This window comes from Oceaniglobus ichthyenteri, assembly GCF_003057885.1.
GTDB classification, from domain to species: domain Bacteria; phylum Pseudomonadota; class Alphaproteobacteria; order Rhodobacterales; family Rhodobacteraceae; genus Oceaniglobus; species Oceaniglobus ichthyenteri.
In genome coordinates this window covers 123,876-145,085 of record NZ_QAGK01000010.1, presented here as the reverse complement: position 1 = coordinate 145,085, position 21,210 = coordinate 123,876, and the positions used below count along the sequence as shown (strand labels likewise).

23 protein-coding genes are annotated in these 21,210 nt (G+C 59.5%); 13 read left to right on the top strand and 10 right to left on the bottom strand.

Features of this window, described 5'->3' with window-relative positions:
• The first annotated feature begins 296 nt into the window (after positions 1-296).
• The 9 genes from C8265_RS14985 (at position 297) to C8265_RS14945 (ending at position 9,843) form a co-directional block, all read left to right on the top strand.
• Positions 297-1,358 carry a C45 family autoproteolytic acyltransferase/hydrolase gene (locus C8265_RS14985; RefSeq protein ID WP_164512345.1) on the top strand — a complete coding sequence of 354 codons (1,062 nt, stop codon included), beginning with the start codon at positions 297-299 and terminating at the stop codon, positions 1,356-1,358.
• 39 nt (positions 1,359-1,397) lie between these two features.
• Entirely contained in the window at positions 1,398-2,366 is a 969-nt protein-coding gene (locus tag C8265_RS14980) for a sigma-54 interaction domain-containing protein (RefSeq protein WP_108484820.1), read from the top strand.
• A 153-nt stretch (positions 2,367-2,519) separates the two neighbouring features.
• Positions 2,520-3,881, top strand: a complete 1,362-nt coding sequence (locus C8265_RS14975) for an acyclic terpene utilization AtuA family protein (protein ID WP_108484819.1) — start codon at positions 2,520-2,522, stop codon at positions 3,879-3,881.
• A gap of 12 nt (positions 3,882-3,893) precedes the next feature.
• Positions 3,894-4,214, top strand: coding sequence for a DUF4387 domain-containing protein (locus tag C8265_RS14970; protein ID WP_108484818.1), 321 nt, complete (start codon positions 3,894-3,896; stop codon positions 4,212-4,214).
• Between the two features lie 104 nt (positions 4,215-4,318).
• Positions 4,319-5,854: an ABC transporter substrate-binding protein gene (locus C8265_RS14965; protein WP_108484845.1), complete on the top strand. Its 1,536-nt coding sequence runs from the start codon at positions 4,319-4,321 to the stop codon at positions 5,852-5,854.
• Between the two features lie 77 nt (positions 5,855-5,931).
• The gene (locus C8265_RS14960) at positions 5,932-6,939 is read left to right on the top strand and encodes an ABC transporter permease (protein WP_108484817.1); all 1,008 of its coding nucleotides are present in this window, start codon (positions 5,932-5,934) and stop codon (positions 6,937-6,939) included.
• Complete coding sequence (locus C8265_RS14955) at positions 6,936-7,832, top strand: ABC transporter permease (protein WP_206050345.1); 897 nt, start codon at positions 6,936-6,938, stop codon at positions 7,830-7,832. The genes C8265_RS14960 and C8265_RS14955 overlap by 4 nt, the downstream gene beginning before the upstream one ends.
• 9 nt (positions 7,833-7,841) lie before the next feature.
• The gene (locus C8265_RS14950; RefSeq protein WP_206050344.1) at positions 7,842-8,846 is read left to right on the top strand and encodes an ABC transporter ATP-binding protein; all 1,005 of its coding nucleotides are present in this window, start codon (positions 7,842-7,844) and stop codon (positions 8,844-8,846) included.
• The gene (locus C8265_RS14945; RefSeq protein ID WP_108484843.1) at positions 8,839-9,843 is read left to right on the top strand and encodes an ABC transporter ATP-binding protein; all 1,005 of its coding nucleotides are present in this window, start codon (positions 8,839-8,841) and stop codon (positions 9,841-9,843) included. Before C8265_RS14950 ends, C8265_RS14945 begins: the two co-directional genes overlap by 8 nt.
• Here C8265_RS14945 and C8265_RS14940 read toward each other — a convergent pair.
• The 5 genes from C8265_RS14940 to C8265_RS14920 are packed head-to-tail and all read right to left on the bottom strand — an operon-like array spanning position 9,840 to position 13,922.
• Positions 9,840-11,081, bottom strand: coding sequence for a molybdopterin-binding protein (locus tag C8265_RS14940; RefSeq protein WP_108484815.1), 1,242 nt, complete (start codon positions 11,079-11,081; stop codon positions 9,840-9,842). The two genes, C8265_RS14945 and C8265_RS14940, sit on opposite strands and share 4 nt — an antisense overlap.
• Positions 11,062-11,946: a molybdopterin guanine dinucleotide synthesis gene (locus C8265_RS14935; protein WP_240611102.1), complete on the bottom strand. Its 885-nt coding sequence runs from the start codon at positions 11,944-11,946 to the stop codon at positions 11,062-11,064. Before C8265_RS14935 ends, C8265_RS14940 begins: the two co-directional genes overlap by 20 nt.
• Positions 11,943-12,437, bottom strand: coding sequence for a molybdopterin-guanine dinucleotide biosynthesis protein B (gene mobB, locus C8265_RS14930; protein ID WP_108484813.1), 495 nt, complete (start codon positions 12,435-12,437; stop codon positions 11,943-11,945). Before mobB ends, C8265_RS14935 begins: the two co-directional genes overlap by 4 nt.
• Positions 12,434-13,012, bottom strand: a complete 579-nt coding sequence (mobA, locus tag C8265_RS14925; protein WP_108484842.1) for a molybdenum cofactor guanylyltransferase MobA — start codon at positions 13,010-13,012, stop codon at positions 12,434-12,436. Before mobA ends, mobB begins: the two co-directional genes overlap by 4 nt.
• A gap of 22 nt (positions 13,013-13,034) precedes the next feature.
• A complete protein-coding gene (locus C8265_RS14920) occupies positions 13,035-13,922 on the bottom strand; it encodes a formate dehydrogenase accessory sulfurtransferase FdhD (RefSeq protein WP_108484812.1) in 888 nt (295 codons plus the stop codon).
• A 54-nt stretch (positions 13,923-13,976) separates the two neighbouring features.
• Between C8265_RS14920 and C8265_RS14915 the strand changes: the two genes are divergently transcribed.
• Both C8265_RS14915 and C8265_RS14910 read left to right on the top strand, forming a co-directional pair.
• Positions 13,977-14,684 carry an AzlC family ABC transporter permease gene (locus tag C8265_RS14915; protein WP_108484811.1) on the top strand — a complete coding sequence of 236 codons (708 nt, stop codon included), beginning with the start codon at positions 13,977-13,979 and terminating at the stop codon, positions 14,682-14,684.
• On the top strand, positions 14,681-15,010 hold the full coding sequence (locus C8265_RS14910; protein ID WP_108484810.1) for an AzlD domain-containing protein: 330 nt from the start codon (positions 14,681-14,683) through the stop codon (positions 15,008-15,010). Before C8265_RS14915 ends, C8265_RS14910 begins: the two co-directional genes overlap by 4 nt.
• Here the strand turns inward: C8265_RS14910 and C8265_RS14905 are convergent.
• The 3 genes from C8265_RS14905 to C8265_RS14895 form a co-directional block, all read right to left on the bottom strand.
• Positions 15,007-15,636, bottom strand: coding sequence for a hypothetical protein (locus C8265_RS14905; protein ID WP_240611101.1), 630 nt, complete (start codon positions 15,634-15,636; stop codon positions 15,007-15,009). The two genes, C8265_RS14910 and C8265_RS14905, sit on opposite strands and share 4 nt — an antisense overlap.
• 4 nt (positions 15,637-15,640) lie before the next feature.
• The gene (locus C8265_RS14900) at positions 15,641-15,775 is read right to left on the bottom strand and encodes an aa3-type cytochrome c oxidase subunit IV (protein WP_108484809.1); all 135 of its coding nucleotides are present in this window, start codon (positions 15,773-15,775) and stop codon (positions 15,641-15,643) included.
• Positions 15,776-15,866: 91 nt separating this feature from the next.
• Positions 15,867-16,334: a DUF6173 family protein gene (locus C8265_RS14895; protein ID WP_108484808.1), complete on the bottom strand. Its 468-nt coding sequence runs from the start codon at positions 16,332-16,334 to the stop codon at positions 15,867-15,869.
• A 276-nt stretch (positions 16,335-16,610) separates the two neighbouring features.
• Between C8265_RS14895 and C8265_RS14890 the strand changes: the two genes are divergently transcribed.
• Positions 16,611-17,384, top strand: coding sequence for a class II glutamine amidotransferase (locus tag C8265_RS14890; protein ID WP_108484840.1), 774 nt, complete (start codon positions 16,611-16,613; stop codon positions 17,382-17,384).
• On the opposite strand, the gene C8265_RS14885 is transcribed toward C8265_RS14890, so the two are convergent.
• Positions 17,381-18,403 carry an MBL fold metallo-hydrolase gene (locus C8265_RS14885; RefSeq protein WP_108484807.1) on the bottom strand — a complete coding sequence of 341 codons (1,023 nt, stop codon included), beginning with the start codon at positions 18,401-18,403 and terminating at the stop codon, positions 17,381-17,383. The two genes, C8265_RS14890 and C8265_RS14885, sit on opposite strands and share 4 nt — an antisense overlap.
• Positions 18,403-20,094: an acyl-CoA dehydrogenase gene (locus tag C8265_RS14880; RefSeq protein WP_108484839.1), complete on the bottom strand. Its 1,692-nt coding sequence runs from the start codon at positions 20,092-20,094 to the stop codon at positions 18,403-18,405. Before C8265_RS14880 ends, C8265_RS14885 begins: the two co-directional genes overlap by 1 nt.
• A 121-nt stretch (positions 20,095-20,215) precedes the next feature.
• Here C8265_RS14880 and C8265_RS14875 point away from each other — a divergent pair, with 121 nt between their 5' ends.
• A complete protein-coding gene (locus C8265_RS14875; protein WP_108484806.1) occupies positions 20,216-21,151 on the top strand; it encodes an L-threonylcarbamoyladenylate synthase in 936 nt (311 codons plus the stop codon).
• Positions 21,152-21,210: the final 59 nt, after the last annotated feature.

Sequence of the window (21,210 nt, the reverse complement as noted above, 5' to 3'; positions counted from 1 at the left end):
ACGTGGGAGAGTAGGTCACCGCCAAACCTAGTAAAGAACAACATTATATATACAAATCAAAAAATCAGCCGCCAAGGAATAAAACCCTAGGCGGCTTTTTCGACGTCCAAAAATAACGAGAAATGGCCTGAGCGCGCCGTCAGGGTTTACGTTAGCTTCACCATCCAATTCATATGTCCGGGGCACGACTGCCATTCGCGGCCATCGGTTGTGTCTTGAAAGGCACTGGAATTGCGGCGCGATGCGCTGCAATGTCTGGGGGCAACGGACGACGCCCGAATATGAGGAATGGTGTGATGAACAAATCCGATCTTGTCGTGCTCGAAGGCACAGCGCACGAACGGGGTGTGATGCAAGCCGGGGCTGACCCGACGCTTTGTTCCAGCGTGCGGCGCGCAATCGAGGAGCCGTTGGCCGCTGCGGATGCTGTTTTGTCAAAGCCCGAGACGCAGAAATACCTCGACGCACAGTGGCAATTCACCGAACGTTACGGCCAAAGCCATTTGGACGAGGTTGAAGGGCTGGCTCAAGGATACGGATTTTCAGCGCGGGATCTGTTTGCATTTTTGCACCTCAGCTTTATCAATCCGCGCACCGCGCCAGTGGATGGGTGCAGCACAGTCGCGCTGAGCGCTTCGTCTGATGGGCCGCTGGTCGCAAAGAACCGTGATTACGGGGGCGAACATCACCAGCTTCAACGGGTCTTTCTGCATCATAATCCGCAGCAAAGCGACAAAGAGTGTTTATTTGTTGGCTCTCTTGGCGCACCGGGCGCATTTTCCAGCGGGATGAATTCTGATGGGCTGGCGCTTGTGGATACACGTGTTGATCGCAACGGCCCCGGTGTTGGATGGCTACGGTATTTTTTGATGACCGAGGTGTTGTGGCAAGCCAGCACCGTGCGCGAGGCGATTGAGATCATCCGCTCCAACCCCCATGTTGGCGGCGGGTCAATGGCGTTGGTCGATCCGTCTGGGTGTATCGCATCGGTTGAATTCGGAAGCCCAGATGCGCAGGTTGAAATGAAACAGTCCGGCGGTTTCGTTCACACCAACCATTTTCTGACCGCCCCATTCGCCCGCCCGATGAACCTGTCTGACAACGCCAATGAGCGCAGTTCAGTTGGCCGACTGGACGTGTTGACCGAGGCGCTGCCGGGCCTGATCGCATCAGCAAACCGGCAAGATATCCTTGATCTGATGTCGCGCCACGGCGACGACGATCATCGGCTGTGTCTGCATCCGGGACATGGCACAAGTTTCACCATCTCTTCGGTTATATATTTGTGTGAAGCCAAGGAACTGATTTTTTCCAGTGGTCCACCGTGCAAAGGCAATCGGCAGATATTTACGCTGTAGGTGGGCATGATCCTTTTGGGGCGAAGGGACGAATGACAGATGAACCAGCGGGAATTCATCGGCGATTCGCGGGCAATTCAAGAGTTGCGAAAATTGGTCAGACGCGTTGCGCAAAGCAAGGCAAATGCCGTTTTGATCTATGGTGAAACCGGCACCGGCAAGGCGTTGGTCGCGCAAAAGCTGCACGAACAATCCGAACGGGCGCGTAAACCATTTGTCGATGTGAACTGTGCCTCGATCCCGGCCGATATGTTTGACCAGGAACTGTTTGGTCAGGACAAAGGATCATTCGCGGGCGCGCTGAGCAGAAAGAATGGGCTGATTGAGGCAGCCCATGGCGGAACCCTGTTTCTTGATGAAATTCGCGGGCTGAATCACCTCGCACAGACTAAATTTCTGGGGCTGCTGGATCGCAAGAGTTTTCGCCGTATCGGTGCGGTGCATGACGTTGAAGTTGATGTTCGCTTTATCTGTGCCACCAATCAGATCCTGTTTCAGGAGGTGAAAAAAGGCAATTTTCGTGACGATCTCTATTACCGCTTGCAAGTGGTCGCGGTTAATTTGCCGCCCTTGCGGGAGCGGGGGGATGACTGTTTTCTGCTGACCGAATATTTTGTGGCGCGGTTCAACAAGAAATACAATCGCGCGATCAAAGGGTGGGACAGTGAGGTTGAAAACGTATTCCGGGCCTATGGTTGGCCTGGAAACGTGCGTGAGCTGGAAAACCTTCTGGAACGGATTTTTGTGCTGGAATCGGATGATGTCATCCGTATCAGCCATATTCCACCGCGTATCATGCGCGAGTTTGAGGCAGCATCAAATGCCGCCGTAGAGGCAGAGGCGCTGCCCGCCGGTCTGACATTTCAAGAGGCGACCGAAGCCTATCAGACCAAGCTGATCAAGCTGGCGCTGAAGCAGCATGGTGGGCGCAAGGCCGAAGCGGCAGCAGCACTTGGCCTGACACGCCATGCCCTGCGCCATCAAATGAGCAAACTGGCCATGCGTTGAAACTGCGCATGGGTGCGTGAAATGTGTGCATTGGCGTGAGATTGGCGGATGATGCGCAATTCTCACTCGTTGTTCGGGGGATGTTGGCCTCTTACGCTGGAATGTGAAGAGCCCGGAGAACGTTTGGGCGAGTATCATTTCGAAAAGGCTGCTATGAAACCTGTAACAATGATTTGTCCCAATGGGCATTTGGGATTTGCGCCGCTCAAGGTTGAAAGCTTTCATTTGGGCGTGGCGGCAAACCCCGATTACGTCGCCGCGGATTCGGGGTCTGACGATGTGGGTCCGGTGCCTTTGGCCACTGACACCTCGGCCAGCCCGAAAAACTGGCAAGAGCATGATCTGGAAGAAATGCTGTTGGCCGCCCGTAAACTGGGTGTGCCGATGATTATCGGCAGTGCCGGAGATACCGGAACCAACAGCCGCGTCGATATGTATGTGGAAATGATCCGCGCGATTGCCAAGCGGCATGGGCTGGCTCCGTTCAAGTTGGGTTATTTTTACTCCGAGGTCGATAAAGATCTGATCCGCAAAAAGATTCAGAGCGGCGACGCCATCGAAGGGTTGGATGGCCGTGATCCGCTGGACGAGACCGAGCTGGACGCAAGCGATCACATCGTGGCCATGGCCGGGGCCGATCCGTTTTTGCATCTGCTTGAGGGGGGCGCCGATGTAATTATCGGCGGGCGCAGTTCTGACAGCGCGATTTTTGCATCGGCCGCGATTCACAATGGGTACCCGAAAGACAAGGCATATATGCTGGGCAAGCTGTTGGAATGCGCGTCGTTTTGTGCCGAACCTTATGGCGGCAAAGAAACCGTGATGGGTACGATTTCGCCCGACGGAATAGATATCACCGCCATGCATCCTGATCAGCGCTGCACCGTCGCCTCGGTCGCGGGCCATGCGATGTATGAACGGGCCAATCCGTTTCACGAATATGTGGCGGGCGGCCTTTTGGACATGACCAACTGCCATTATGAGCAGCGCAATGAAAAAACCACGCGGGTGACGGGACCAAAATTCATTCCCGCCAAACAGATGCGCGTGAAACTGGAAGGGGCCGGCAAGGTGGGCGAACGCTTTGTCGGCATTGCGGGTATTCGCGATCCGCACACGATTGCCCATGTCGATCAGGTGATGGATTGGGCCAAGGCCGAAGTTTTGCGCAAGTTCGGTGAAACCGGGTATGAACTGCATTACTCGGTCTATGGCCGCGATGGCATTTTGGGCGCGATGGAGCCAAAACGCGACACGCCTGCGCATGAATTGTGCATCGTCGTTCAAGGGGTCGCCCCGACCAGTGAGCTGGCCGAAGAATTGGCGCTGACCGGTACGCGACAGTTGTTTTATGCCCGGCTGCCGAATGTGAAGGGCACCGCAGGTGGGGTATCGTTTCCGTTTGATGAGGTGATGCGCGCCAGCCCCGCCTGCCGTTGGACGATCAATCACACAATGGCCGTGGCTGACGGGCTGGAGCTTTTTCCAACCCACATGATCGACATTGGCGCATAGGGGGCATTGGACATGACACGCAAACTGGTAGACATCGCCAAAACCATCCGCAGCAAAAACGCCGGGGTCGACAAGATCACATTCGATGTGATTTTCCAAACCGAGGATGAATACAAACTGGTCCGTGACAGTGGCGCGTTGACCCGTGAAACCGTCGCAGACCTGTACGGCATTTCGCAAAATCGTATCACCGATTTCGTGGCCTTCGATCCGGCCTATGCGATCAAGTTTTCGATTCTGCGCGACCGTCCCAGCGGCAGCGCGGGTGATCCGGATATCTTTGGCGCACAGCAATATGCGCCGCTGATGGATATCGAAGTTCCGTCACGTTAGCATGACAAACAGACCCTCGCGCCCCGAAAAAGAGGGCGCGGGGAAAGACAGGCCGGAACAACCGGCCAGCGGGCAAAGACCCAATGACCAACAAGGAGACAACCATGATACGATCAAGCACACTGCTGGCCTTGGCACTGACGGGGGCAATGGCCGCGCCCGTCGCCACCACAGCCCAGGAATTGCGCGTCGGTTTCCCGTCTGACGCGCTGACACTGGACCCGGCCAACCACCGCAACCGGGAAACCGAAACCATCATCCGCAACATGTTTGATGGTATCATGACCCGCGATTCCGAAATGAACCTTGTGCCGGAACTGGCCGAAAGTTGGGCGGCGATTGACCCCACCACTTATGAATTCAAACTCCACGAGGGTGTGAAATTTCATGACGGGTCGGTGATGACCGCCGCCGATGTAAAATTTTCTCTGGATCGGATGATCGAAGAGGGTGCCATGGACGGGCAGACCAGCCCCCGTCAAAGCCTTTTGGGCCCGTTGAAAGAGGTGGTGGCGGTTGATGATCATACCGTGCGGCTAATTCTGGAATCGCCCTGGCCGATCCTGCCCGCGATGTTGCCGTTTCAGGAAATCGTATCCAAGGCCCATGTCGAGGCGGTGGGAACCGCCGGCATGGCCGAAAACGTCAACGGCACCGGGCCTTTCAAATTGGTCGAATGGCGCAAGGGCGATTCCGTGATCATGGAACGGTTCGATGATTACTATGGCGGCGCGCGCGATATTGCGCCAACCGATAAGGCCTGTGTTGAGCGGGTTATTTTCAAGATCATTCCTGAAAACGCGTCGCGGGTGGCCGCGCTGTTGGCGGGTGATGTGCATATCGTCAGCGGTCTGCCGACCCATATGGTGCGCCAGGTTGAAGAAAACCCTGACACCACGGTCATGGCGGTAAACGGCACGCGCACCTCATTTTTGGCGCTGAACAATGAAAAAGGCCCGTTTGCCGATATTCGGGTGCGCCATGCTTTGGCCCATGCGGTTGACCGGCAGTTGATCATCGACAAGATTCTGGATGGCAACGCCTCGCTCACCAACGGGATTCTCAGCCCCGATGCCTTTGGCAAGAACAAAAATCTGCCTGCCTATGAATATGATGTCGAAAAGGCCAAGGCCCTGTTGGCCGAGGCCGGATATCCAGACGGGTTGACCGTGACCATGGATGTCGAGGGTGAGTTGAAAGAGATTGCCGAGGCAATTTCGGCCGTGGCCAGCAAGGGTGGATTTCAGATCAACGTGGTTGTCGGGGAATGGTCGATGCTGAAAACCCGATATCGCACACCAGGCAGCCCGATTGATGGCGAAATGTGGCTGACATCCTGGGGCAACGGATCGCTTGACCCGGTTGGCATTTTTGACCCGACGCACCGCACCGATGACCGTGGCAATTCCTCGGGCTATACCAACCCCGAACTTGACGCGCTGCTTGACGAAGCCAACGTTGAAACCGACCGTGCCAAGCGGGCCGAATTGTACAGCCAGGCCGAGGCGATCGTGAATGCCGATCTGCCCAAGCTGTATCTGTGGGTTGCACAGGATTTGTACGGCGTTTCGACCAAAGTATCGGGTTGGTCGCCCAGTGCCGACAGCCGCATCAATCTGCATGATGCCTGCCTGAACTAAGGCATTGTGATGCAAAAGGGCCCTGACCGGCGCGTGATCGGTCAGGGCGTTTCAAACCTTTCAGGATTCGGCGCCACATGAGCCTTGGAAAATTCATCGAACGACTTCTGCAACTGATCCCGGTTTTGTTGGGGGTCAGTGTTATCGTCTTTGTGATGATGCTGTTTACCCCCGGTGATCCGGTCGACATCATGTTGGGCGATCAGCACGTTACCGAAGAGATGGAACAGGCCCTGCGCCGCGATATGGGGCTGGATCTCCCACCCCATGAGAGGTTTTTCAAATTCCTCGGAAATGCCATGACCGGCGATTTCGGGCTAAGCTATTATCACCGCCAACCTGTGGCAGAGGTGATCGCATCGCGCCTGCCTGCCACGATCGAACTCAGCCTTGCGGCGTTGATTTTCGCGCTGTTGGTTTCGATTCCGTTGGGGGTGTTGGCGGCGGTGCGCAAGAATTCGTTTCTTGATCGGCTTGCCACGGTTACATCTTTGTTTGGCGTGTCGTTACCGGGGTTCTGGTTTGGCATCCTGTTGATCCTGTTCTTTGCGGTAAACATGCGATGGCTACCCGTATCGGGGCGGGCCGGTTTTGAATCCGAAGTGGCACCAATCACCCATCTTCTGTTGATCGACAGCCTGTTGCGCGGCCGGATCGATGCGTTTTGGGATGCCCTCAAACACCTGATCCTGCCCACAATCACCCTGGGCCTGCCGATGGCATCAATCCTGATGCGGGTCACACGGGCGTCGATGCTGGATGTGTTGAACCGCGATTATATCACCTTTGCCGAGGCCAAGGGCCTGAGCCGCACCAGGATTCTGGTCAAACATGCGTTGAAAAACGCGCTGATTCCCACGGTGACAGTGGCGGCGATTGAAACCGGTTCACTGCTTGGGGGAAATATGGTGGTGGAAACCGTGTTTGGCTGGCCCGGTCTGGGGCGTCTGGTGGTCGAAAGCATTTTCGTGCGCAACTATCCCCTGATTCAGGCGGCGGTGCTGTTTTATGCGGTGACTTACGTGATGCTGAATTTCTTTGCCGATATCCTCTACACCATGCTGAACCCACGGGTGAAACTATGACCATGGCGCAGACTGAACTTAAGGCACCGCGCCCCGAAACCCTGTTTCAGCGGAATATGAAACTGTTTGCGTCCAGCAAACTGTCGATGTTTTTTCTGTGCGTCACCATCGGGTTTGTCGTCATGGCGGTGGCCGCACCCCTGATTGCGCCCCACGATCCGAACGAGGCCGATCTGTTTCGCCGTCTGATGCCGCCCGCCTGGATGGAAGGGGGCGATTGGGCCTATGTGTTGGGCTGTGACGGGCTGGGCCGCGATATCCTGTCGCGCATCATCTATGGCAGCCGGATTTCCATTTTCATCGGCGCGTCGGTCATCATCGTGGCCACGACCATCGGCGTATTGGCCGGTTTGGCCGCGGGGTTTCTGCGCGGCTGGGTCGATGTTGTGATCTCGCGTCTGGTCGATATCCTGCTCGGCTTTCCCTATCTGATCTTTGCGATTGCCCTTATCGCGATGACCGGGCCGGGGTTGCAAAATATCGTGCTGGCGCTGGCCTATAAAGAATGGGTGATCCCGTGCCGGGTGGTGCGCGGCGAAACCTTGGCGACCACAGGCGTTGAATATGTCGAGGCGGCACAGGCGATGGGCGCCAGCAAATCCAACATCATGCTGCGTGAAATCCTGCCCAATATCCTGTCGCCGGTTCTGGTGGTGTCCACCGTGCGCATGGCCAATGTGATCATCCTTGAGGCAAGCCTGTCGTTTCTGGGGCTTGGCGTGCAACCGCCAACCGCGTCCTGGGGGGCGATGGTGGCCGATGGCCGGTCGTTCATGTTGCAGGAATGGTGGCTGTCCACCTTTCCGGGGCTGGCGATCTTGCTGTTGGTCCTGTCGATCAATGTCGTCAGTCAGGGGCTGCGCGATGCCTTTGACCCCAAGTTCCATGATTAAGGCGGGATGATGCGCGATACGGTTCTTCAGATCAGTGATCTCAAAACGTGTTTTGATACCCGCGACGGGATGGTGACCGCCGTTGATGGTGTCAGCCTGTCGTTAAACCGCGGCGAATGTCTGGGCGTGGTCGGCGAAAGCGGGTCGGGCAAAAGCGTGACCTTTGCATCGGTGATGGGGTTGATCAAAAAGCCGGGGTTTATCGCCAACGGGTCGATCACCTTTGAAAAACGTGAATTGGTCGGGCTGGACCCGACCGCATATCGCAAACTGCGCGGCAAGGAAATTGCCATGACGATGCAGGATGCGCTGACCGCGCTGAACCCCGCTTACACCGTGTCAAACCAGATCATCGAGGTGCTTTTGGCCCATGATGATACGTTGACCGGATCGCGCAAGGCCAAGCGAAAACAGGCCCGCGAACAGGCGTTGGAGATGCTTAAACTGGTTGGCATCCCATCGCCGGAATCGCGGTTTGATGATTATCCCCACCAATTTTCGGGCGGAATGCGCCAGCGGGTGATGATTGCCATTGCTTTGGCCTGTAAACCCCGACTGCTGATCGCGGATGAACCGACAACCGCGTTGGATGTCACCATTCAGGCGCAGGTGTTGGAGCTGATCGCGGGCATCCGCGAAAAACTGGGGATGAGCGTTATTCTGATCACCCACGATCTGGGGGTTGTTGCCGAATATTGCGACAATGTGGTGGTGATGTATGCGGGCCAGATTGTCGAACGCGGCCCGACCCACGCAGTGATCGCAAATCCGCAACATCCCTATACACAGGGGTTGCTTAATTCGATCCCGCGCCTGTCGGATTTGGCGCGCCGGATCGAACCGATCAAAGGCACCGTTCCCGAACTGGTCAATCTGCCGGCGCAATGCCGGTTCATGGATCGCTGCACCCGGGCGCGCCCTGCCTGTAAAACCCATATCGCGATGCAGGATTGCGGCCCCGAGCGCGAAGTGCGGTGTCTTTTTCCCGGTACGCCCGGAGGTGGCGATGTCTGATTTGTTACGCGTGACCGGGTTGGTCAAACATTTCGATGCGCGCCGTGGAGTATTCGGCCGGATGTTGGGCAACCCCGGCATTCTGGTGCAGGCGGTGAATGGCGTCGATCTGAACATTGGCGCGGGGAAAACCCTGGGCCTGATCGGCGAATCCGGTTGCGGCAAAAGCACGCTTGGCCGCGCGCTTTTGCGGTTGCACGAACCGACATCGGGCGAAATTTCGTTTGATGGCACCGATATCACCACATTGGATGCCACCGCGCTGAAAGCCATGCGCCAACGGATGCAGATTATCTTTCAAGATCCTTATGCATCGCTCAATCCACGCCGCACGGTGGGCGAAATCGTTGCAAAGCCATTGCAGATTCACAAGCTGGCCAGCGGCAGTGAATTGAAAGACCGGGTTGTCAGCATCCTCAACCGCGTGGGGCTGAATTCCAGCCACCTCAATCGTTATCCGCACCAGTTTTCTGGTGGTCAGCGCCAAAGGATCGGGATTGCCCGGGCGTTGATCATGAACCCGAAATTCGTGGTGTGCGATGAACCGGTGTCGGCGCTGGATGTTTCGATTCAGGCGCAGATCATCGAATTGCTGGATGATCTGAAACAGGAACTGGGCCTGACCTATCTGTTCATTTCCCATGATATTTCGGTCATCGGTTACGTCAGCGACCGGATTGCCGTGATGTATATGGGCAAGATCGTGGAAGAGGGCGAAACCAGCGAAGTTTTGGAAAATCCGATGCACCCCTATACAAAGGCGCTGTTGTCATCGGTGCCGCATCTGGAGAAATCGACGACCCGGCGGGATCGGATTCGTCTGAAGGGCGATCTGCCGTCACCGATCAACCCGCCAAAGGGATGCAAATTCCACACCCGCTGCCCACTGGCGATCGACATTTGCCGCCAGAAAGAACCCGCGCTTGAACTGCTGAACGGCACCCAATCCGCAGCCTGCCATCTGACCTCTGCCGATGGGCCAAAGGGCGGGGTTTAGAACCCAAATCCCCCATAGGGCAGAAACCGAACCCTATCGCCCGGGCGCACCTCTTGCGCGGGTTCGCTTAGTTCGACCAACCCATCGGCCCAGCTGAGCCCGGAAATCCGCCCCGACCCTTCCGAGGCAAAGGTTTCGATTTGCCCATCCACAATGCGGGCGCGCAGATATTCGCGGCGCCCGGCCTTTTTGCGTTTTGCAAAGGCGGCCGGCATGTCAAATCCCACCGGCGCGCGCCATCCGGACCCGGCCAACAACGACAGGGTGGGCCGCGCAAAGATCAGCGCACAAACCAAAGCCGCCACCGGATTGCCGGGCAGGCCAAACACCGGCATGCCGTTCCACAGGCCCAAGGCCAGGGGCCGCCCCGGTTTCAGGGCGATGCGCCATGCCTGCATCGCGCCGGCCTTTTGCAACAGGGCCGATACGTGGTCTTCCTCGCCTGCCGAGGCGCCGCCAGACGTCAGCACGACATCGGCCTGTGCGCTGTCAAGACGCGCGCGCAGGACGGCGCGATCATCGCCCACATGGCCCAGATCCACCGGCACATAGCCCCAGCGCGCGGCCAGCGCCAACAGCATCGGGCGATTGGCGTCATAGGTGCGGGCCGGGTCCGGGTCAGCGCCGGGCGCGCACAGCTCATCACCGGTTGACAGCACCCCCACCCGAAGCGGGCGAAACACCTCGACCGTGGCACAGCCCACGGCAGACAACAGCGCCAGATCGGGCGGGCGCAACACATGGCCGCCCGGCAGCACCCGCGCATCGGCGGGCACATCCTCACCCGCCTTGCGGGTGTTGGCACCCAATTTGGGCAAGCCGGGAAAGGTGATGCGCCCCTCGGCCAGTTCGCAATCTTCCTGCATCACCACCGTATCAACACCCGCAGGCACCAACGCGCCTGTCAGAATGCGCACGGCATGGCCCGGTGGCACCACACCTTCAAACGGCGCCCCCGCCGCGGCGCGCCCGGCCACCAATGGCAAATCCTGTGCACCGGGGGACAGCGTACCAAGGGCAAAACCATAGCCATCAATCGCCGTATTTGCCCCGGGCGGATTGGCGCGCGGGGCGAAATGATCACGCGCCAAAACGCGGCCATCGGCGTCAGCGGTAAGGCAGGTTTCAACCCCAACCACCGGGTTCAGCCGATCACGCAGGATCGCCAGCGCGTCGTCCACCGGGGTCCAATACACCCCGGGGGGCAGGGCAAAACAATCATTGGCCAACTGCGACATCCGGTATCCTTTCTGCGCCTTTGCTCAGGGTGGTTTGATGGCCCAGGCCCAGGATCCAGCCTTCTTCACGGCGGGCGATTTCTGGCACGTCGTTCAGGGCGGCGGTCAGATCACCGGCCAATTGCATTTCCCAAAGGGTTGCCGCCAACACGCGCACCTGCGCCGCATCGCGTGGCTCATCAGGGCGCTGGGCGTTTCGAACCGCGTCGTCAATCAAGCTGGGCCATATTTCCACAAGAGCGACCTCGCGGTTCAACGGTTCGAATGGCCAAACCCGAACCCTGTCTTTGAGGGCTGCGCGCAACCGCGCCAGATGGGCCATGCCGGTCATCGCCTGACTGCCGACCGATCCGGCACCACCCATTTGCCAACAGGTGAACGTGCCCTTGGCGCGGGTTTCGGCCAATCGCCGTTCGGCCATACCATGATCATGACGCGCCAGCCCCTTGCGCGGCAGGTCGGGCACATCGGCCTTGCCGCCATTAAACCAGAATGGCCCGACACCCGGAAACCGCCGGTTCAACGCCCCGGCCAACGCAAAACGGCTGTTGCGCCGGGGCGTATCCTCCAGATTCCGCGCCAAAAAATCCCACAGGTCCAGCGGCCCGGAAACGCCCAGACGCCCCGCAAACCCCGCCGGATAGCCGAACGGAAAATCAAACCCGATCAACGCGCGCTGTCCGTTTGAAACCGTGGCCGTGCCCAAGGCGAACAGCCAGTCAAATGCCGCGTCGCGGTTGCGCAAATACGTGGGTGCACAGGCCCCGGCCCCCACCGCACAGGCCCAGATCGCATCTTTGCGGGCGCGCGCGCCGGTGTCGTTGCCGCCGGACCAATCGACAATGGCGATGGTGTCAAAGGTCACAATCCCACCTCGGTGGCGATGAAATCGGCGATTGCGACGGTGTCATCGAGGCGAAATTGCGCCCGGTCAGGCACATCCACGGGTACATCGCTGGCCACAGCGCGGATTGTCGGATCACCCGGGGCGATCAGCGGGTTTGAGGCCGCCGCGCGCCATGCTTCGACCTTGGGGTGGGAATCGCGCTTCCAGCCTTCGATCAAAACCAGATCGACGGGGTCCAGCCGCGCCAACAGGTCTTTCAGTGCGGGTTCGGGTGCACCGCGCAGTTCCGACATCAACGCCCAACGGTGCCCCGATGACAGCAGTACCTGCGCCGCCCCGGCCTGACGGTGGCGGTAACTGTCGCGCCCTTCCTGGTCGATGTCAAAGGCGTGATGGGCATGCTTCAGGGTCGAAACCCGCAGGCCGCGGGCGGTGAATTCGGTTACCAAACGCTCCATCAATCCGGTTTTTCCGGCGTTTTTCCAGCCGGTCACGCCATAGATTTTCATAACATGCTCTCGGCCTTGATCAGATCCTCGGGGGTGTTGACGTTGAAAAACGGCGCGCCGGGGTCATCGAACATCGCCTCGACGCCGCCATGGGCCTGTGTCCACTGCACCACTTTGCGCAATCCCCCCTGCAACGCGGCGCGCAGATCATCGCGCAGCGCGACGGGCCACAGCCCGAAGGTGGGGTGGCGCCCGTCCGCCGTGGCCGCCAGCACGATGCCCGGCCCCGCCGCACACAGCCGCGCCACCAGATCACAGGGAAAGAACGGCGTGTCGGCAGCGGCCGTCACGATATGATCGCCACCTTGCTCTGCCGCCCAATCAAGGCCCGCCAGAACCCCGGCCAGAGGGCCGACAAAGCCATCAATGCTGTCGGGCAATACCGGCAGGCCGAGCGTGGCAAAGCGCGACGGATCACCATTGGCATTGAGCGCCAGCCCCGCCACCTGCGGTTCCAACCGCGCCACGACATGCGACAGGATCGTACCCGCGCCAAGGGGCAGCAAACCTTTGTCGCCGCCGCCCATGCGCCGGGCCAGACCGCCAGCCAGAATGACACCAAGGGGCTGCTTCATAACCGCTTTTTTGCCGATCGGATCAGTCATCGCCGCCACCCTTCCGCGCGGATTTGCGCGGCTCATCGGCCACGGCAGACAGGTTGGCATCACGCAAAACCCGATCTTCGCCCGACAAACATACAAACCGCCGCCCGCGCATCCGGCCAATCAGGGTCAGCCCGACCTGACGCGCAATTTCAACCCCCCAGGCGGTGAACCCCGACCGGGACACCAACACCGGGATTCCCATCAGGGCCGTCTTGATGACCATTTCCGAGGTCAGCCGCCCGGTGGTATACAAGATCTTGTCCTGCGCCGATATAGTCTCGCTCAGCATCCAGCCGGCGATCTTATCGACAGCGTTGTGGCGGCCGACATCCTCCATATAGACCAGCGGGCGGGCCTGATGACACAGCACTGTGCCGTGAATCGCCCCCGCCTCAAGATACAAGGAAGGGGTGCGATTGATCTGATCGGCCAGGGCATACAACCAGGATGTGCGCACCTGTGCGGCGGGCAGGGTCAGCCCCTCAAGCCCCTCCATCATGTCACCAAACACGGTGCCCACGGCACAGCCCGATGTGCGGGTCTTTTTCTTCAGCTTTTCCTCGTATGTCGTGGTGCCATCGGTACGCACAACAACCACCTGCAAATCATCGTCGTAATCGACGCCCTTGATGGTTTCGCCATCGCGCAACATCCCCTGATTGCGCAAAAACCCAAGCGCCAGGTATTCGGGATAATCGCCAATGGTCATCGCGGTCACAATTTCGGCGCCGTTCAGGAAAATCGTCAAAGGCCGTTCTTCGACCACCGAAATCGGACCAATGGCGCCGGTGTGATCCACCCCTTGCACCTGTCGGGTCAACCCGGGGCGCGCCGGATCGGGGGCGATGAGATAGGGAAGATCGGTTGGGGGATTTGGCATTTGAACCTCGGGCACGGGATGCGTAAGACAGCCAAAACAATCTAGGACGTTCCCATGTCAGGTTCCACGACGAAATCCGCCTATTGGCGCGGAGCGCGCGATGGCGCGCCATTTATCATCGTGCTGATCCCGTTTGCGTTGCTGTTTGGCGTTGTCGCAACCGAGGCGGGCCTGACCTTGGCACAATCCATGGGGTTCAATGCGTTGGTGATTGCCGGATCGGCGCAATTTGCCGCCGTGTCGCTGATGCAGGAAGACGCGCCATTGTTTGCGGTTCTGGCCACAGCGTTGGCGGTGAATTTGCGCATGGGCATGTATTCGGCGGCATTGGTGCCGCATCTGGGCGCGGCGCCTTTGTGGAAACGGGCGATTGTGGCGTATATGACCCTGGATCAAACCTATACCGTGGCCGTTCTGGAATATGAAAAACGGCCGAAAATGTCGATTTCGGAAAAACTGGCGTTTTTCTTTGGGGTCGCAACGCCGGTGGTGCCCACATGGTATGCCTTTGCTTTTGTCGGCGTACTGATCGGCGGCGCGGTTCCGCCCGCCTTTGCGCTGGATTTTGCCCTGCCGATTGCATTCATCGCCATGGTTGCCCCATCGCTGAAATCCCTGGCCCATGTGGCGTCGGCCTTTACTTCGGTTGTGGCGGCGCTGCTGTTGGTCGGGCTGCCCTGGGGCACCGGGCTGTTGATTGCGGCGGCCTGTGCGATGGCGGTCGGGGCCACGGTTGAAACCCTGATGGAGCGGCGCGCGTGACCTATTCCACCACTGAAATCTGGGCCACCATTGCCCTGTTGGGTCTTGGCACCTATGTGATCCGGTTTTCGTTTCTGGGCCTGATCGGCAATCGCCCGATGCCGCCGATCCTGTTGAAACTGTTGCGCTATACGCCGGTGGCCGTGTTGCCCGGGATGGTGGCACCTTTGGTGTTGTGGCCCGCCGCCACGGGCGGCGAGCCCGATCTGGCGCGGGGTGTGGCGGCCTTGGTCGCCCTTGGCATTGGGTTGGCGACGCGCAACACGATCTGGGCCATGGTCGGGGGCGCTGTCGCGCTTTATACGCTGTTGTTCGCGCTGGGCTAGGGGGCGGCGGCAGGCCCGGCGGGGCGCATCACCCGAAACAGGACGCCGTGATTGTCATCGGCATCGTCATCGGTAATGGTTTGGCCCTTTACCCCGGTGCGTGCGGCAAAGTTTTCCATGGTTTGTACCGGGAAATAACTGGCGGGAAAACCTTCGAACCCCGGCAGTTGGCGCAAGATTCCGCTGGTGGTGATCGCACAGGTGGCATCACCGGCCGGGCCCTGTTGCCGGGCCAGTTTCAGGGCCAGTTCCGCCACTTCGGGCGTGACGGTCACGGTTTGCGACACGATGCGGAATGTTTCACGCGCATGGTAATCTTCGTATACGGCCTGAACATTGGGGGTGAAACCGAACAGGACATCGTTCTGTTCCGGGGCGGCGGGGTGATAAAACGATCCTGCCGGATCCCACAGCACCCGCTGACTGGCGCTGATCATCAACGCCGTGTGCGCGCCCGATCCGGTACGGTTGTTGATCACAGTATAAAGCGTAAGCGATGGCGGCCCCGGATGGGCATAGGCGCTGCGCTGCACGTCTTCCATCGGGGCCATGACCGAAACAGCCCCCGCGCCGCATCCGGCGACGATCACCAACAATAATACCGCCGCCAGCGCGCGCAATCCCACGACCCTAGCCGTTGATCAATGCCAGCAAAATCAGCACCACGATGATGGCGATAACCGTGCGTGTCATCAGGGTGATGAACCCGTTAAAGGTTTTTTCCTGCTCTTCGATATTCATCGATCCGTGCTTGTGGTCGGCCATGGCTGTGGTTCCTCGCTATGTTCTGAGAATCCGAATAGACGATTCCGATCGCCCTGTCACGACCCAGAAATGTTGCAATTTCGCGGCGGTGTCAGGGGGCATCGCCCTCTTCCAGATCGGCGGCAAGGCGAAATCCGATTCTGTTGGGTTCTTTTTGGCCGGCAGTTTTGGGCACAGCGCGCAAAAACACGTTCAACTGGCTGACATGCTGAATCAACTGCGTGCGCGCGCCCGCCGCCTCTGAGCCATAAAACGTCACGATATCAGGGTCGTAAAACCCCATCCCTTCGATCCGCATCACGCCCGACGCGCTGCCGACAAAGCCCATGGCGACCTCGTGTTCTTCGTCCAGTTGTTTTTCAAAATGCTGAATATACAAAACCAAGCGTTGATAGGCCCATTCCGCCGCACTTTTGTTTTTGACGGGGGTTTTGGCCATGCAAGGGGGCAGGGGCGCGGATTCAGCGCCTTTCATACTTGGGTCGGTGTGCACCGCATGGGCGCGCGGCATGGCCGCCGCTTCGGCCAGTTCGGCAGTGGTTTGAATTGCATTGTCCATGGAACATCCTTTTGTCTGAAACAGTAATCGCCAAATCGAAAAACACCAGCCCCGGTGTCTGCCACCGCAAACCACCAAAGCGCTCAACGCGCGTGCGTTGAAAAAATATCCCGCTCATTCAAACACAATGATTTGTGCCGCCGCCGCGCCGTGATATTGGGCGACATTGCCAAAAACAAACTTCGGAGCCGACATGCCCACCACCGCTCTGCCCCATACCGTTGTACCAACGTCGCGCCGCTCAACGGCGGGGCGCAATACCGGCGGGCACTGCTGATGTGCCGCATTGCTGCCTATCAGGGGCCGGCGATTCCGCTTGAAAACATCATCGTGCGGCCCACCCATTCATTGCTGACCCAAAGTCAGCACGCAACCGAGGCCAAGTTGGCGGTGAACGGTGATGGATTTGGCATTGCCTGGTATCAACCCGAAACGCCGCTGCCGGGATTGTACCGTGATGTGTTGCCCGCCTGGGCCGATGGCAACCTGACCAGCCTGTGCCGTATGGTGCGCAGTCCACAATTCATTGCCCATATCCGCGCCTCGACCGTAGGCGAAACATCGCGTCAGAACTGCCATCCGTTTACCTGGAAAAACTGGTCATTCTGTCACAACGGGCAGGTGCCCCATATCAACGCGATCCGGCGGCGGCTTGAGGCGGCGCTGCCTGATGCGCTGTATGACCACCGCCAGGGCACCACCGATTCCGAGCTGATTTTCCTGACGCTGCTGGCCCATGGTCTGGCCGATGATCCGGCCCGCGCGATTCAGGCGATGATTGCCGATCTGGGCGCGGCCACGCATCTGGGGCCAATCCGCCTGACCTGTGTGTTCAGTGATGGCGATGCCTTGTATGGGTTTCGCCATGCCTCGGATGGGCGCTGCCCCAGTTTGTATCTGTCTGACCGGTTGGACAATGGCGGGCGCGCCATGGCGTCAGAACCGTTGGAGCAATGCGGCCAGCGGTGGCGCCCGGTGCATCCGGATCAGTTGTTGGAATTGCGCGGATTGCAGGCATCGTACCGCGATCTGGCCCCGGTGCCCGCCTAGACCCGCCAAAGCCACGCGCCGTCATCACGCCTTTCGCGCCGCACCCGGCCCGCATGCCAAAGGTGTTGGCAATGGGCAAAAGATTCGACCAGCGCCAGACCATATTCGCCCGGCCCGATCTTTCGTTTGAACATGACTTCGAAGCACTCGGCGGCGGTGCGCGGTTGCGCCAGAAACGTTTCCAGCCGGTCCAATGCGCCATGGTGGTTTTCAATCAACTGGCGCAATCGCGTGGGCAGGCCGTAAAACGGCAGCTTGTGACCGGGCAGAACCAGTTGATCATCTTTGGCAAATTGCGCCAGTCGCTCACAGCTTTCCAACCAATCGGCAACCGGGTCTGCCAGGGGTTCGGTCGCGTAAACGCCCAGGTTAGGCGAAATTGACGGGATCAACTGATCGCCGCCAATCACGATGCCATCCGCCCAAAGGGTTGCGTGTTCGGGGGCGTGGCCATTGCCGATGCGCACCTGCCAATCGCGCGTGCCAATGGTCAGGGTCGATCCTTCGGCGATCCGTTGAAACCCCAGGGGAAGGGGTGCGACCACATCGGCAAAGTTGAAGGGGCGTTCGGTCAGCCGTTGTTCATACACCGCCGCATCCATCCCTGCACCGCGCCAAAACGCCAGGGTTTCGGGCAGTGGCACCGCCTGTTCATCCAAAACCAGCATTCGCGCCATCAACCACGCCGTGCGGGTGGTGATCAGTGTGGCGCCTTGCGCCTGAAACCAACCGGCCAGGCCCACGTGATCGGGGTGGTGGTGGGTGATCAACACCTTGGTCACGGGTTTTCCGGCCAAGGGCCCGGCCAACAGATCGGCCCAGATCGCACGGGTTTTGCGTGAATCAAACCCGGTATCGACAATGCACCAGCCCTCGCCATCGTCCAGCGCGTAGACATTCACATGGTCCAACGCCATCGGCAGCGGCAGGCGCATCCATAAAATACCCGGTGCCACCTCAACCGCCTGGCCGGTCGCCGGGGGTTCAAACGGATAGCGCAGTGGCGCAGGCCCGGCCATCACGATGCCAGATCTTCGGGCGACAGCGCATACAGACCGGCGGCCCCGGCGCGCGCATGGGCCAACAGACCCGTGTGTTCGGGCAGCAACCGATCCACATAAAACGCCGCCAATGCCTGACGTGCGCCATCCCCGGCCACGGCAGATTTCAGGTGGATATACCCGCCCAACACGCGGGCAAAGGCCCGCAGATAAGGCACCGCTCCGGCAAATCGATCCTGCACATCCTGATCAACCAGCCATTCGGTGGTTTCGCGCAGGGATTCGGCGGCGTCCCACACGGCCTTTGCCAATGCGCTGTGACCGTTGCGGGCACCTTCGGCGGTTTTCTGAACCTCATCCAGCAGGGCAAAGGCCGCATCGCCATTGTCCATCATCTTGCGCGCCACCAGATCCATGGATTGGATGCCATTCGTGCCCTCGTAAATCGCGGTGACCCGGGCATCGCGGTAATACTGTGCCGCGCCGGTTTCTTCGATATATCCCATGCCGCCGTGCACCTGCACCCCCATTTGCGCCACTTCGATCCCGACATCGGTGCCAAACGCCTTGGCAATCGGGGTCAGCAGGGCGGCGCGCGCTTTCCAATCCGCCCCGCCGGTGGCCCGCGCCATATCAGTGGCCATGGCACAGATCAACGCAATGGCGCGCGCCGCCTGGGTGTCGGCCTTCATCGTGGTCAGCATCCGGCGCACATCGGCATGGTCGATGATTGTGCCCGGCCCGCCCTGTTTACGCTCTTGCGCATAGCTCAACGCCTGTTGATACGCCGCCTCGGCCACGCCGATGCCTTGCACGCCCACACCCAGACGGGCATTGTTCATCATCGTGAACATCGCCGCCATGCCGCCATGTTCGGCCCCCACCAACCATCCCGTGGCCCCGTCATATTGCATCACCGCAGTGGGTGATCCGTGCAGGCCCATCTTGTGTTCCAGACTGACGACCTTCAGATCGTTCTGCCGCCCCGGTTTGCCATCATCATCGGGAATGTATTTTGGCACCAGAAACAGCGATATCCCCTTGGTTCCGGCCACACCATCCGGCAGGCGCGCCAACACCAGATGGCAGACGTTTTCGGTGAAATCATTATCGCCCCAGGTGATGTAAATCTTTTGTCCGGTGATCGCATAGGTGCCATCGCCGTTTGGCGCGGCCTTGCTGCTTAACGCGCCAACATCGCTTCCGGCCTGAGGTTCGGTCAGGTTCATTGTGCCGCTCCACCGGCCCGAAATCAGGTTGGGCAGATACAGCGCCTTGATCGCATCGCTGGCATGGTGTTCCAATGCTTCGATCTGGCCTTGGGTCATCAGCGGGTTCAGTTGCAGCGCAAGGCAGGCGGATGACATCATTTCATTGACCGCCGTTGTCACCACCATGGGCAGGCCCATGCCCCCCTGATCGGGGTTGGCCGACATCCCGATCCAGCCGCCTTTGGCGATCGCATCATAGCCCGCGCCAAACCCGGGCGATGTGCGCACAACGCCGTTTTCAAGAACCGCCGGTTGCTGATCGCCGACCCGTTGCAAAGGCGCCAACGCGCCCTCGCACAGGTGTGCCGCTTCGGTCAGGATCGCGCCGACGATATCGGGGGTGGCTTCGGCAAATCTGTCGGTGCCGCTGACCTGCGATACCCCGACAACATGGTCGAACAGAAATGAAAATTCGCGGACGGGGGCGCGATATGGCATCAAATTCTCCACAGATAGAACACCGGCACGCTTGGCATTGGCGGCGCGCCCCATTAAGGCATGGTGGCCAATCTGGGGCGATGACCGTCGCCGGGCAACCCAAAACGCAGCGTCACATCACATGACCCTTAGCACAGACATCCTGACCACCCCAACCCCTGCGGCCCGATTGTTGGCCCAAGGGCGGCTGGTCGCATTTCCGACCGAAACAGTTTACGGGCTGGGCGGGAATGCCCTGAGCGATGCAGCGGTGGCGGCGATCTATGCGGCCAAGGGGCGGCCCCGGTTCAATCCTTTGATCATTCATCTGGCGGATATCGCCCAAATCTCGCGGTTTGCGCATTTGACCGATGCGGCGGCGATTCTGGCACAGGCGTTCTGGCCCGGCCCGCTGACCCTGGTTTTGCCCCTTGCGGCGGATCACGGCCTGTCACCATTGGTGACGGCGGGGTTGGATACGGTGGCGGTGCGGATTCCCGATTTGCCCTTGGCGCGGGATCTGTTGCGCCTCACCGACCTGCCGATTGCCGCACCGTCGGCCAACCCGTCGGGGCGGGTATCGCCGACCACGGCGCAGCATGTATTGGACGGGCTTTCAGGCAAAATCGATGCGGTGTTGGATGGTGGGCCCTGTGGTGTCGGGCTGGAATCCACCATCGTCGGGTTTGATCCGGTGCCAACCCTGTTGCGCCCCGGCGGATTGCCGACGCAGGCGATTGAACGCGCGCTGGGCTATCCCCTTGCCCTGCCTGACACGGGTGCGAAGATCACCGCGCCGGGGCAGCTGACATCGCATTACGCACCTTTGGGGACGGTGCGATTGAATGCACAGTCTGCGCGGCCCGGCGAAACCCTGTTGGGCTTTGGTGCGGTCAAGGCCGATCTGAACCTGTCGCCCGGTGGCGATCTGGCGCAGGCGGCGGCCAACCTGTTTCGCCATCTGCGCACGCTTGACGCACAGGGCGCGCGCAAAATCGCGGTGTCGCCGATTCCCGACACGGGGTTGGGGCAGGCAATCAACGACAGATTGCGCCGCGCCGCCGCGCCCCGGGGCTGAAACGGCTCTAATCCGGCTTGCCCCACATGCCCTGCCATTGTATCCGTGACCCATGACAC